Raw genomic sequence first — 12,565 nt, forward strand, 5'->3', positions numbered from 1 at the left:
GACGCGGGCAGGGATTGCCCGCACCGATAGGGACCCCAGACACGCAAGGGTCCCGATGCCGCGAATCGCCGCCGCCCGCCTCTGGTTCGAAGGGAACAGCTTCTCTCCTGTTCCCACGCCGCTCTCGGCCTTCCAGGGCCGCGAATGGGTGGCCGGCGAAGAGGCCTTGCAGCGCTATCGCGGCACCGCGACCGAGATCGGCGCGCTGGACGCCTTCGTGGCCGCCCGCCCGCATTGGGACCTGACATTGCTGCGCTGCGCCTCGGCCCAGCCCGGCGGGCCCATGACGCAGGACGCCTTCGACACCTGGCTGGACGAGGTGGAACGACCCCTGGCGCGGGGCAGCTTCGACGGCATCTATCTCTCCCTCCACGGCGCCTGCGTGACCGAGCAGGACCCCGAGGCGGACCTCACCATCCTGCGCCGCATCCGCGCGGCCATCGGGCCCCATGCCAGGCTGACGGCCAGCTTCGACTTCCACGGCAATGCCTCGCCACGGATGGTGGGGCTGCTGGACGGAGCCTCGGTCTATCGCACCTATCCGCACATCGACATGGACGCGGCCGCCCGGCGCGCGCTGACCATGCTGGAGCGCGCGCTGGACGGCGAGACCTTCCACGGCGCGCTGGTGAAGCGACCCATGGTGCTGCACAGCTTCCACATGCGCCACGAGGCCGGCCCCATGGCCGAGGTCTGGGCGGAGGCCGCGGCGGCCGAGGGCGGCGTGATCCAGGACGCCTCGCTCTTTGGCGGCTTCGCCTGGGGGGACAGCCCCTGGGCCGGGCCCTCGGCCATGGTCTGGGCGCGCGAGCATGGCGCGGCACGGGCGCTGGCCCGGGACCTGGCGGATTCCATCGCCGCGCGCCAGCCCCGTTTCGCCGTGACCCTTGCCTCTCCCGAGGTGGCGCTGCGCGAGGCGCTGGCCGCACCTCCCGGCGTGGTCGCGCTGCTGGACCCGGCCGATAACCCGCTCTCGGGCGGGGTGGCGGACACGCCGGGCCTGCTGCGCACCCTGGTCGAGGCGGCGCTGGAGGTCGAGACGGTGTTCTGCTTCCTGCACGACCCCGGGGCCGTGCGCGCGGCGCAGGTGGCCGGGCGGGGCGGCGCCTTCAACCGCCCCCTCGGCGGCCAGGCCACGACGGATTTCGGCCCGCCCGTGCCCTTCGAGGGCGTGGTGGAGGTGCTGACGGCGGGGCAATTCCTCAACACAGGCCCCATGGAACATGGAGCGCCGGTGGATTTCGGCCCGACGGCCGTGGTGCGGCGCGGCCATCTGCGCGTGGTGCTGACCACCCGCAAGGAGGCGGTGGTGGACCCCGCCTTCTTCGCCCTGCACGGGATTGACCTGGGCGGCGTGCGGCTGCTGGCCAACAAGGCCAAGAACCACTTCCGCGCCGCCTTCGCCGGGCGGTGCAGCGCCATCATCGAATGCGACGCGCCGGGGCCCGCGGCACTCGACCTGGCGCGCCTGCCCTTCCGGCATGTGCCGGAAGAGTGGCGAGCAGGCTAGGCCGGCTCGCTACGGTCCAGCAGCTTGCTCACGCGCTTGAGCGCGGCGGCGAAGACCTGCTTCTTCGCCGCCACGCCCGTGTCGTTCAGCCCGCCGCGCGGATCACCCTTGCCGCGCTTGGCGCGGCGCATGGTGGCGAGGGTGGCGCGGGAAGCGTCCCGCGCCTCCCGCAGCCGCCGCGCCAGTTCGATGAGGGCGGGGCGGTCGAGCCGCCCCACCTCCGGGTAGTGGCTGGGCGCCACCAGGGCGAAATCGGCCTCACCCAGCAGCTTGCGCTCATTGGCGCGCGGCATCGCCATGGCGTCAGCCCAGGCTGATGTTGGCGGCGCGGATCACCTCGCGCCACTTGTCGTTCTCTTCCGCGATGAAGCGGTCGAAATCGGCGCCGATCAGCGGCATGGGCTCGGCGCCCAGTTCGCGGATGCGGCCCTGGACGGAGGTGTCGGCCAGGATGCCCGCCACCGCCTCGCGCAGGCGGTTCAGCGCGGGGGCGGGGGTGCGGGCCGGCGCCTGCAGGCCGAACCAGGGAATGGCCTGGAAGCCCGGGATGCCGCTCTCGGCCACCGTCGGCACCTCCGGCACGGCGAACCAGCGCTGCGCGCTCGTCACCGCGAGGATCTTGAGCCGCCCGTCACGGATGGCGCCCAGATAGGCGGGCAGGTTGTCCACCGCCATGGTCACGCGGCCGGCCATCAAATCGGGCAGGATGGTGCCCGTGCCGCGATACGGCACATGGGTGATGTCCACCTGGGCGCGGAACTTCATGTACTCGCCCGACATGTGGCCGGAGGTGCCGTTGCCCGGCGTCGCATAGGTCAGGCGGCCGGGCTGGCTGCGGGCCAGGGCCATCAGCGCCGGGAAGTCGGCGGCCTGCACGCCCGGATGGACGATGATGCCATTGGCCACGCCCATCACCATCGCGATCGAGGCGAAGTCGGTGCGCGAGTTGAACGGCATGTTCGGGTAGAGGAACTGGTTGATGCTGGCCGTGCCGATCGTGGCCATCAGCAGGGTGTGGCCATCGGGCTCGGCCTTGGCCACCGCGTCCGCGCCCACATTGCCGCCGGCGCCGGCACGGTTCTCGACCACGAAGGAGCCGCCGATGACCGCGCTCAGCCGCTCGGCCATGATGCGGGCCGCGGCGTCGGTGGCGCCACCCGCGGTGAAGGGCACGATGATCCGCACGGCGCGGGAGGGCGTCCAGCCCTGGGCGCGCGCGGAGACGGGCAGCAGGGCGGGGGCGGCGAGCAGCGTGCCCGCGGCGAGAATCGAACGGCGTGACGGCATGGATATCCTCCGGCTGATGTTGCCGGGGGAGATAACGGGGGTGGCGCCACAAATCCACCTCCCGTCCCCTTCGTTGCGCGCTCCGTTATGAAACGGTGGCGCCCGAACGCCGCACCACCTCGGTCCATTTCTCGACCTCGGCCCGCACGAACTGGTCGAAGGTGGCGGGCGTCGAGCCACCGCCTTCCACCAGGTCCGCCCGCATCCCGCCCAGCTCGGCCATGCGGGCCCAGATGGCGGGGTTGGCGAGCACCGCCTCGATCTCCCGGCCCACGCGCTCGATCGCGGGGCGCGGGGCGCGGGCCGGCGCCATCACGCCGAACCAGGCCGTCGCCTCGACGCTGGGCTGGCCGGCCTCGGCCGTGGTCGGCACCTCGGGCAGCTGGGGCGAGCGGGTGGCGGTGGTGACGGCCAGCGGCCGCAGGCGGCCATCGCGGAAATGCCCGATGACGGAGGGCAGGTTGTCCACCGCCACCTCGATGCGCCCGGCCACGCATTCGGCCAGCATGGGGCCCGCGCCGCGGAAGGGGACGTGGACGAGGTCAATGCCCGTGGCCAGCTTCAGCAATTCGCCCGTCATGTGCAGCGAGGTGCCGATGCCCGAGCTGCCGATGTTCATGCGCCCCGGATTGGCGCGCGCCAGCTCGATCAGTTCCGCCAGCGTGTTCGCCCGCACCGAAGGATGCACGAAGATGGCGTTGGGCACCCGCACCACCAGCGAGACGCCCGCGAAATCCTCGGGCTTGTAGGGCATCCGCGCGCCATAGAGCTGGTAGTTGATGGCCCCGGAACTGACCGTCTGCATCAGCAGCGTGTAGCCGTCGGGCTCGGCCTTCGCGACGGCATCCGCCCCCACATTGCCGCCGGCGCCGGCGCGGTTCTCGATGATGACCGGCTGGCCCAGGCGCTGGCTCAGCGGGTCGGCGATGATGCGGGCCGCGATGTCGGTGGTGCCGCCCGGCGGGAAGCCGACGACGAGGCGGATGGGCCGGTTGGGCGACCATTGCGCCTGCGCCAGCGCGGGGGCGGCCAGGGGGACGGCAAGCGGCAGGGTGGCGGCGCCGGCCAGCAGGTGGCGGCGTGCGATCGGATGGGGCATGAACGTCTCCAGAACATTTTTTTGTTTGCCGGATGAGACTGCCGCCTTGCCCCGTGCGGTTCAAGCCCGGAGTGCCTTGCGCCCCGTGACGGTCCCTGTATCCCGGCAGCCTTCGATGAAAGACCCCCGATGGCGTTCCTGAGGCTCTATGCCCGCGTTCTGGGCCTGCTCGCGCCCGACCGTCGCCTGGCCCTTGGGCTGGCGGCGGCGGCGGTCGCGCTGGCCGGGCTGCAATTCCTGGAGCCGGTGCTCTTCGGCCGCGTCATTGACCTGCTGGCGCGCTCCGAACGCATGGCGGAAAGCGCGGTCTGGGCCGAGGCCTTCACCCTGCTGGCCATCTGGGCCGCGGTGGGGCTGACGGCCATCGCGGCCAATGTCGCCGTCTCGTTGCTGGCCGACCGCATGGCGCACCGCAACCGGCTGGCCATGATGTCGCGCTACTTCCGGCACGTGCTCGCGCTGCCGCTCTCCTATCATGGCGATGTGCAGTCGGGCCGGCTGCTCAAGATCATGGTGGTGGGGTGCGACAACCTGTTCGGCCTCTGGCTCGGCTTCTTCCGCGAGCACCTGATCACCTTCGTGGGCGCCATGGTGCTGCTGCCGCTGACGCTGATGCTGAACTGGCGGCTCGGTTTGCTGCTGATCGCGCTGGTGGTGGTGTTCACCGTGCTGACCGCCTTCGTCATCCGCAAGACGCAGGTGGCGCAGATGGCGGTGGAGGGCTTCCACACGCGCATGGCCGGCTCGGCGCAGGATGCGCTGTCCAACGTGATGGTCGTGCAGTCCTTCACGCGGCTGAACATGGAGGCGCGGCAGTTCGGCCAGATCAGCCGACAGGTGCTGGACCATCAGTTCCCCGTGCTGAACTGGTGGGCGCTGGTGCATGTGCTGACGCGCGCGGCCAGCACCATCACCGTCATCCTCATCTTCATCCTGGGCACGCTGCTGCACCTGCGCGGCCAGGCCAGCGTGGGCGAGATCGTCAGCTTCATGGGCTTCGCCACCTTGCTGGTGGCGCGGCTGGAGGCGGCCGTCGCCTTCGTCTCCTACATGCTGTTCCAGGCGCCGGCGATGGCGGAATTCCTGGCGGTGCTGGACGCGGAGAACTCCGTCCCCGACCGCGCCGATGCGCGGGAGATGGGCCGCGCCGAGGGTCGCGTGGCCTTCGAGGGCGTGGACTTCGCCTACCCCAATTCGGGCCAGGTGCTGCACGGGCTCGACTTCGTGGCGGCCCCTGGCCAGACCATCGCGCTGGTGGGGGCCACGGGCGCGGGCAAGACCACCTCGATGCAGCTGCTCCAGCGGCTTTGGGACCCCACGGGCGGGCGCATCACGCTGGACGGCGTGGATCTGCGTGACATCCGGCAGGACAGTTTGCGCGCCAATATCGGCGTGGTCTTCCAGGAGAGCATGCTGTTCAACCGCACCATCCGCGAGAACCTGCTGGTGGGCCGCCCCGACGCCACGCAGGAGGAAATTGAGCGCGCCTGCCGCATGGCCGAGGCGCATGACTTCATCACCCGCCAGCCCAAGGGCTATGACACGCTGGTGGGCGAGCGGGGGGCCAGCCTCTCGGGCGGACAGCGGCAGCGCCTCGCCATCGCGCGCGCCCTGCTGAAGGACCCTCCGGTGCTGATCCTGGACGAGGCGACCAGCGCGCTGGATGCCGCCACCGAAGCCCGGGTGCAGAAGGCGCTGCGGGCGCTGATGGCGGGGCGGACCACCTTCATCATCGCCCACCGCCTCTCCACCGTGCGCGAGGCCGATGAAATCCTGGTCTTCGACCAGGGCCGCATCATGGAACGCGGCAGCTTCCAGCAGCTCGTGGCTGCCGAGGGCCGCTTCGCGGAACTGGTGCGCACGCAGCTGACGGGCGTGGCCTGATGAACTACCGCCACGCCTTCCACGCCGGCAATTTCGCCGACTGCATGAAGCATGCGCTGCTGGTCTGGCTGCTGCGGGCGCTGGCGCGCAAGCCCGCACCCTTCCATGTGCTGGACAGCCATGCCGGCATCGGCCGCTACAGCCTGGACAGCGAGGAAGCCCAGCGCACCGGCGAATGGCGCGCGGGCATTGGCCGGCTGATGGACCTCACCGAAGGGCCGCTGGCCGATTATGTGGCGCTGGTGCGGGCGGAGGGCGGCTATCCCGGTTCGCCCGCGCTGGCGGCCGCGCTGCTGCGCGAACAGGACCGGCTTTCGCTGGTGGAACTGCATGAGGCGGACCACGCCACGCTGCGCACCACCTTCCGCCGCGACCCGCGCGTGGCCATCCATCGCCGCGACGCCTGGGAGGCGGTGCGGGCGCTGACGCCCTTCCCCCAGAAGCGCGGCCTGGTGCTGATGGACCCGCCCTTCGAGCAGCCCGGCGAATACGAACGCCTGACCGCCGCCATCGCCGAGGTGAACCGCCGCGCCCGCGGCCTGGTGCAGGCCGCCTGGTATCCGGTGAAGGGCCGCGCGCCGGTGCGCGCCTTCCACGCCGCGCTGGCGGAGACGGGCGTGCGCGACATCCTCGCCGCCGAACTCCATCTGCGCGAACCCACCGATGCGGCGCGGCTGAACGGTTGCGGGCTGATCGTGGTGAACCCGCCCTTCGGCTTCGAGGAAGCGGCCCGCGACATCCTGGCCGCCCTGCACGCGCGGCTCGCCACCGGAGAGGCCGGGGGCGGCTGGGCGCTGACCCGCATCGCCGATGAGTGAGGTGGCGGTGATGGGCGCGGGCGCCTGGGGCACGGCGCTGGCCATCCATGCGGCGCGGCTCGGCCATCGCGTGACGCTCTGGGCGCGCGATGCGGACCACGCCCGCGCCATGGCGGCGGCGGGCGTGAATGCGCGCCGCCTGCCAGGCCAGCCCTTCCCGGAGGGGCTGCACGCCACCCACGACGCCGCTGCCATGGCCTCCGCGCGGCTGGTCATCCTGGCCGTGCCCATGCAGCCGCTGCGGCAGGTGCTGGCCGCCCTGCCCGCCGCCCTGCCGCCCCTGCTGCTGGCCTGCAAGGGGCTGGAGGCGACCACCGGCCTGCTGCCGCTGGAAGTGCTGGCACAGGCCCGCCCCGGCCATCCGGCGGGCATCCTCTCCGGCCCCAATTTCGCGCATGAGGTGGCGGCCGGCCTGCCAGCGGCCAGCGTCGTTGCCGCCGCTGATGCCACGCTGCGCGAGGAGGCCCAGGCCCTGCTCTCGGGCGCGGCGCTGCGCCTCTATGCCAGTGAGGACGTGCTGGGCGTGCAGCTCGGCGGGGCGGCGAAGAACGTGCTGGCCATCGCGGCCGGCGTCGCCACCGGGGCGGGGCTGGGCGAGAATGCCCGTGCGGCCTTGATCACGCGCGGGCTGGCGGAACTCTCGCGGCTGGTGGTGGGCCTGGGCGGGCGGGCCGAGACGGCGGCGGGCCTCTCGGGCCTGGGCGATCTGCTGCTGACGGCCACAGGGCCGGGCAGCCGCAACACCTCGCTCGGCATGGCGCTGGGGCGGGGTGAGGCGCTGGCCGACATCCTGGCCGGACGCAGCAGCGTGACCGAAGGGGTGGCCACCGCCCCCGCCTTGCTTTCCCGCGCGGCGGAGGCCGGGGTGGAGCTGCCCGTCTGCGCCGCGGTGGCCGCCCTGCTGGAGGGGCGGCTCGATGTCCAGGGCGCCGTGCGCGCCCTGCTGGAGCGGCCGCTCAAGGCCGAATAGTCAGACGCCTCAGCCTCAACCCGGCCGGCGCCACACGATCCGCCCCACCGTCCCGCAGGCGGAGCAGGCGGGCTCCCAATTGGCATGGATATGGCCACAGGCCTCGCACACCCAGGCGGGGGGCGGGGGGGCTTCCTGGGCGCGGCGGTCCCATTCTTGCTGCGCGGCGTCGGAGAAACCCGCGCCCTGCTCGGACCGCTCCAGTGCGGCCATGAGCTGATACCAGCGGCGGTCGAGGTCGCCCGACTGTTCCCACGCCACCAGATCCTGTCGCGCGCGCACCGTCTGGCCCGCACCCAGCGCCACCAGCGCGCGTAGCGCCCGGCTTTCGGGATGGGCCACATGGGTGCGCGTCAGGTCGTCCACCAGGCGCAGCCTTCCGGCGGGGTCCGTCTCGGGACCGATCCAGGCGCTGGCGATGGCCGGGTGCGGCGCGGCCTCCCAGCTCTGGCGCAGCACGGACAGGCCCGCATCGCCACCCAAGCGGGCCGCAAGGGCCAGGGCCGCGGGGGCGAAGCCCGGGTCGGCCTGGAAGGCCTGGCGCTCGAAGGCGCGGGCCTCGGCGGCGGTTTCGGCATCGCGCGCGGCGGCCAGCGCCAAGGGCGCGATGGGCGCGTCGTCGGGAGCCAGCGCCAGCGCCTCGCGCCAATCCTGGCGGCGCATCGCGGCCTCGCCCTGCTCCAGGCGCAGCGACTGGGCGCGGGGCTCGGCCTTCGCGGCCTCGCGCGCCAGACGTTCCTGCGCCTCGGCATCACCGCGGGCCTTGGCCTGTTCCATCAGGCCCTGCAGGCCCAGGAACTTGGCGTCGCTGCGGGCGGCCAGCGCCTCATAGGCGGCGGTCACGCCGGCTTCGTCGCCCTGGGCGCGGGCGGCCTCGGCCTCCATGGCCAGCAGGGGCGCGGTTTCGCCGGCCAGGCGCTTGGCCTCGGCCAGTTCGGCGCGGGCGGTGGCGGGCTGGCCGGCGGCCAGCGCCACCATGGCGCGCGTAACGGCGATCTCGGCCATGGCCCGGTTGTCCAGGTCCACGCGCAGCTTCCGCCGCTCCGGCGTGCGGACCATCCAGGAATAGAGCCGCAGCCCCAGGTGGAACAGCACGAAGGCGCCGAGCAGCAGCAGCACCGCGACGGGCAGCGAGACACCGATCCAGTATTCCCCGGCCGCGATCTCGATCTGCCCACTCAGCCCCAGCGCCCAGGCCACGACCGCGATGACGACCGCGATGAGGATGACGTAGTTGAGGATGCGCGCCATGGTTCAGCCCCCCGCGAGGTCGCGCAGCGCGGCGCGCGCCGCGACCAGCGCTTCCGCCTGCGCGATCCAGCCTTGCATGGGCGCGCGATGGCTGTCGGGAAGCTGGCCCAGGTGCCGCACGGCGCCGGCCAGGTCCCCGGCGGTCAGCGCGCGGCGGGCACGTTCCAGCATGGCTTCGTTGGCATCGCCCCAGATCACGTCCTCGCCGCGGCGAATGGTGAAGAGGCTGCCGATGCCGCGCGGCTGGCCCTCGGCCACCTGGGCGCGGGCGGCGCGCACGCTTTCCTCGAAGGAGAGGCGCAGGGCGGGCTCGGTCGGCGGCGCCGTCTCGGCGAAGCGGGCCAGCGCGGGCGGCGCCTCGCCCGGCAGGCGCGCCAGCACCGGGCCAAGCGGCTGCCCGGCCGCCAGGCGGGAGCGCAGGGTCTCGACCAGCACGAGGCGGGCGGTGTTGGCCTCGGCGGCCTCCAGCCGCTCGGCAAGCGGGGCGATGCGGGCGGCCAGCGCCTGCGCCTCGGCCTCGCTGCGGGTCAGGCTGTTCTGCATGGCGGCCAGGCGTTCGGCGGCCTCACGAGCCTGGGTCTCGGCGGCATCGAGCCGGGCGCGCAGGTCGGAGAGGTCGGCGGCGGGGGCAGGTGCCGCGGCCGGGGCCGGCGCGGGTTGCGGCGCCGGGGCCGGCTGCGCCGCCGGTGCTGGCGCGGCCGAGACGGGGGCGGGCGTGGCCGGCGTGGCGCGCTCGGCCGGGGCGGCGGGGGCCTCCTGGCGCGGCTGCGGGGCCGGGGCGGGCGCATCGCCGCCGCGCATCACGGAGAAGCTGGCGCCAACCAGCACGATGGCGGCCACGCCGATGGCGAGCCAGGCCGGGTCGAAGGGCAGGCCACCGCTGGGCGGGTGGTCATGTCCGGTCGCAAGCGTCTGCATGGTCACATCCGGGCTCGAAGGAGGGTTCGCCGGCGAGGGCTTCGTGCTCTGGGTCATGGGCTACCTAGCAACTCCAGCATATGATCTTGATCAGACCGCGAAGCGATCCGGACGGTGCGCCAGGGCCATGCGGAGAGCACCGCCGCGACGCGTGGACTGATCGCGATGGCGACCATGCCGGGGGCTGCCCCCGTCAGGCCGCCTTCGGCAAGGTGGCGCAAGCTACACGCGGCACTGCGTGGCGAGAAGAACAGCGCATGCCCGACCTTCCCTTGCCCGATCGCTAACGCGGCCGCGGGGGGCAGGGTTGGCGCCTCGCGCGCCGCATAGGCGATGCGCCGCATCACCCGGAAACCCAGGGCGCGCAGGTTGTTGGCCAGTTCCATGGAATAGCCGCGCCCCACCGCCAGCAGCAGCGGCCCCGCCGCGGGGTCCAGCCGCGCGGCGCAGAGGCGGGTGAGCGAGGCCGCATCCCCCTCCGCCGCCACGACATCGGTGAAGCCCTGGGCGCGGGCGGCCTCGGCCGTGCCCTCGCCCACCGCATAGACCGGGATGGGCCAGGGGCTGAGCGCGCGGGCCGCCGCCCGGCTGGGCAGCAGCAGCGCCTGGGCGGGCGGCAATGGGCCCGGCGGGCAGGGCGTCAGCACCAGGGCCGGCGCCAGCACCGGGCACCAACCGAGCGTGGCGATGCGGGACGCGGTCTCGGCCGCGCCGGGCTCGGGGCGGGTGATCAGCACGCCCCGCCGGGGCGCCTCGTCAACCAAAGATGTCCACCGGGCTGTCGGCGCGCAACTCCTCGCCCAGCGCCTGGCCGATCCGGGCGGCGTCGGTCGCGTCGCCACGCACCTCGCGCTTGAGCAGGAAGGAGCCATCCTCCCGCGCCACCAGCCCCGTCAGGCGCAGCGTGCCATCGGGCAGCAGGCGGGCATGGCCGCCGATGGGCGTGCGGCAGGACCCGTCCAGCGCGGCCAGCAGGGCGCGCTCCGCCTTGGAGACGGCGGCGGCCTCCTGGTCCTCGATGGCGGAGAGCATCTCGCGCAGTTCCACGTCGTCGGCCCGCGTGGTGATGCCCACGATGCCCTGGCCGGCGGCGGGCACCATCACCTCGGGGTCCAGGACCAGGGAGGCGCGATCCTCCAACCCCAGCCGGCGCAGGCCCGCCAGCGCCAGCAGGCTGCCCGCGACCTCGCCGCCCGCCACGCGGGAAAGGCGCGTCTGCACATTGCCGCGCAAGGTCACCACCTGCAGGTCCGGCCGCACGGCCAGCATCTGCGCCTGCCGCCGCAGCGAGGAGGAGCCGATGACGGCGCCATGCGGCAGGCAGGCATAGGGATCGGCCGGGTCGGGGGCGCCCGTGTTCTGCCCCAGGATCAGCGCATCCCGCGCATCCTCGCGCCGCAGCGTGCAGGCGAGCACGATGCCGGGGGGAAGCTCGGTTTCCAGGTCCTTCAGGGAATGGACCGCGAAATCCACCCGCCCATCGGCCAGCGCCTCATGGATTTCCTTGGCGAACAGCCCCTTGCCGCCGATCTCGGCCAGGCGGCGGTTCTGGATGGCGTCACCCGTTGTGGTGATGGCATGTTCCTCAAAGGCATCCATCGCGCGCAGCACGGGGCAGAAGCGCGTCAGGATTTCCAGGAAATGCCGCGTCTGCCAGAGCGCGAGCGGCGAGGCACGGGTGCCCACCCTCAGCGGCAGGCTTCGCTTCCGCGCGTGGTTCACGCGCGGGGGTCCGGAGATGGCGGAAGACATGGAGGGGTCATATAGGTCGCATCCGATGAACGAAACCCGACCATATGCAGGTCTGCCGCGCCCGATTCTCGGTCTTGAGGCGAGCTGCGACGAAACCGCCGCCGCCGTGCTGGACGCGGAGGGGCGCATCCTGGCCGAGGCGGTCTTCACCCAGCAGGAGGAACATGCCCGCTTCGGCGGCGTGGTGCCCGAGATCGCGGCCCGGGCGCATTTGGCGCGCCTGCCCGGCCTGGTGCGGCGGGTGCTTGCGGAAGCGGGGCTTTCCGTGGCCGATCTCGGCGGCGTGGCGGCCACGGCCGGGCCTGGGCTGATCGGTGGCCTCGTGGTCAGCGCCAGCTATGGCAAGGGGCTGGCCATGGGGGCGGGCCTGCCCTTTATCGGCGTGAACCACCTCGAGGCCCATGCCCTGACCGCGCGCCTGCCGGGCCTGTTTCCGGAACCGCCGGCCTACCCTTACCTGTTGCTGCTGCTCTCGGGCGGGCATTGCCAATGCGTGGCGGTGGAAGGCCTGGGGCGCTACCGCCGCCTCGGCACCACGCTGGATGACGCGGTGGGCGAAGCCTTCGACAAGGCCGCCAAGCTGATGGGCCTGCCCTGGCCGGGCGGGCCGCATCTGGAACGGCTGGCCGCGCAAGGCGATGCGCGCGCCGTGCCCCTGCCCCGGCCGCTGCTGGGGCGGGTGGGGTGCGACTTCTCCTTCTCCGGGCTCAAGACGGCGGTGGCCCAGGCGGTGGGCAAGGGCTTCGCCCATGCCGACATCGCCGCCAGCTTCCAGGCCAGCGTCGCCGCCGTGCTGGCCGATCGCGCGCGCCACGCGCACGCCATGCTGCCCGAGGCGACGGCGCTGGTGGTGGCGGGCGGCGTCGCCGCCAACCAGGCGGTGCGGGCCGCACTGGCCTCGGCCACCCCCCTGCCCTTGCTCGCCCCGCCTTTGCGCCTCTGCACCGACAATGCCGTGATGGTGGCCTGGGCGGGGCTGGAGCGGCTGCGGGCGGGGCAGCGGGACCCGATGGACCTCGCCCCGCGCCCACGCTGGCCGCTGGGGGAGCTCGCCGCTCCGCATTGACCCAGGGAGG

General features: G+C 73.1%; 12 protein-coding genes. 5 read left to right on the forward strand and 7 right to left on the reverse strand.

Annotated features, from left to right (window positions below):
• Nucleotides 1-55 precede the first annotated feature (55 nt).
• Entirely contained in the window at nt 56-1,510 is a 1,455-nt protein-coding gene (locus ICW72_RS08165; protein ID WP_191085741.1) for a M81 family metallopeptidase, read from the forward strand.
• On the opposite strand, the gene ICW72_RS08170 is transcribed toward ICW72_RS08165, so the two are convergent.
• The 3 genes from ICW72_RS08170 to ICW72_RS08180 all read right to left on the reverse strand — a co-directional run bounded on the left by ICW72_RS08170 (nt 1,507) and on the right by ICW72_RS08180 (nt 3,896).
• Nucleotides 1,507-1,809: a hypothetical protein gene (locus ICW72_RS08170; RefSeq protein ID WP_191085742.1), complete on the reverse strand. Its 303-nt coding sequence runs from the start codon at nt 1,807-1,809 to the stop codon at nt 1,507-1,509. The genes ICW72_RS08165 and ICW72_RS08170 overlap by 4 nt on opposite strands.
• Nucleotides 1,810-1,813: 4 nt before the next feature.
• A complete protein-coding gene (locus tag ICW72_RS08175) occupies nt 1,814-2,797 on the reverse strand; it encodes a Bug family tripartite tricarboxylate transporter substrate binding protein (RefSeq protein WP_191085743.1) in 984 nt (327 codons plus the stop codon).
• An 85-nt stretch (nt 2,798-2,882) separates the two neighbouring features.
• Nucleotides 2,883-3,896, reverse strand: coding sequence for a tripartite tricarboxylate transporter substrate binding protein (locus ICW72_RS08180; protein WP_191085744.1), 1,014 nt, complete (start codon nt 3,894-3,896; stop codon nt 2,883-2,885).
• 129 nt (nt 3,897-4,025) lie between these two features.
• Here ICW72_RS08180 and ICW72_RS08185 point away from each other — a divergent pair, with 129 nt between their 5' ends.
• The 3 genes from ICW72_RS08185 to ICW72_RS08195 are packed head-to-tail and all read left to right on the forward strand — an operon-like array spanning nt 4,026 to nt 7,568.
• Nucleotides 4,026-5,780 (forward strand): glucan ABC transporter ATP-binding protein/ permease, encoded by a 1,755-nt coding sequence (locus tag ICW72_RS08185; protein ID WP_191085745.1) that lies wholly within the window; start codon nt 4,026-4,028, stop codon nt 5,778-5,780.
• A complete protein-coding gene (locus ICW72_RS08190) occupies nt 5,780-6,598 on the forward strand; it encodes a 23S rRNA (adenine(2030)-N(6))-methyltransferase RlmJ (RefSeq protein WP_191085746.1) in 819 nt (272 codons plus the stop codon). The genes ICW72_RS08185 and ICW72_RS08190 overlap by 1 nt, the downstream gene beginning before the upstream one ends.
• Nucleotides 6,591-7,568 (forward strand): NAD(P)H-dependent glycerol-3-phosphate dehydrogenase, encoded by a 978-nt coding sequence (locus ICW72_RS08195; RefSeq protein ID WP_191085747.1) that lies wholly within the window; start codon nt 6,591-6,593, stop codon nt 7,566-7,568. The genes ICW72_RS08190 and ICW72_RS08195 overlap by 8 nt, the downstream gene beginning before the upstream one ends.
• Nucleotides 7,569-7,583: 15 nt before the next feature.
• Here ICW72_RS08195 and ICW72_RS08200 read toward each other — a convergent pair whose 3' ends face one another.
• From ICW72_RS08200 to hemC, 4 genes are read right to left on the reverse strand one after another with little or no spacing between them, the layout of a single operon-like run.
• Entirely contained in the window at nt 7,584-8,819 is a 1,236-nt protein-coding gene (locus ICW72_RS08200; RefSeq protein ID WP_191085748.1) for a heme biosynthesis HemY N-terminal domain-containing protein, read from the reverse strand.
• A 3-nt stretch (nt 8,820-8,822) separates the two neighbouring features.
• The gene (locus ICW72_RS08205; protein ID WP_191085749.1) at nt 8,823-9,737 is read right to left on the reverse strand and encodes a COG4223 family protein; all 915 of its coding nucleotides are present in this window, start codon (nt 9,735-9,737) and stop codon (nt 8,823-8,825) included.
• A 53-nt stretch (nt 9,738-9,790) separates the two neighbouring features.
• A complete protein-coding gene (locus tag ICW72_RS08210) occupies nt 9,791-10,474 on the reverse strand; it encodes a uroporphyrinogen-III synthase (protein ID WP_191085750.1) in 684 nt (227 codons plus the stop codon).
• A 19-nt stretch (nt 10,475-10,493) separates the two neighbouring features.
• Nucleotides 10,494-11,489 carry a hydroxymethylbilane synthase gene (gene hemC / locus ICW72_RS08215; RefSeq protein ID WP_191085751.1) on the reverse strand — a complete coding sequence of 332 codons (996 nt, stop codon included), beginning with the start codon at nt 11,487-11,489 and terminating at the stop codon, nt 10,494-10,496.
• A 25-nt stretch (nt 11,490-11,514) separates the two neighbouring features.
• Between hemC and tsaD the strand changes: the two genes are divergently transcribed.
• A complete protein-coding gene (gene tsaD, locus ICW72_RS08220; RefSeq protein WP_191085752.1) occupies nt 11,515-12,555 on the forward strand; it encodes a tRNA (adenosine(37)-N6)-threonylcarbamoyltransferase complex transferase subunit TsaD in 1,041 nt (346 codons plus the stop codon).
• Nucleotides 12,556-12,565 lie beyond the last annotated feature (10 nt).

The sequence above is a fragment of the Roseococcus microcysteis genome (assembly GCF_014764365.1).
Lineage (GTDB): Bacteria > Pseudomonadota > Alphaproteobacteria > Acetobacterales > Acetobacteraceae > Roseococcus > Roseococcus microcysteis.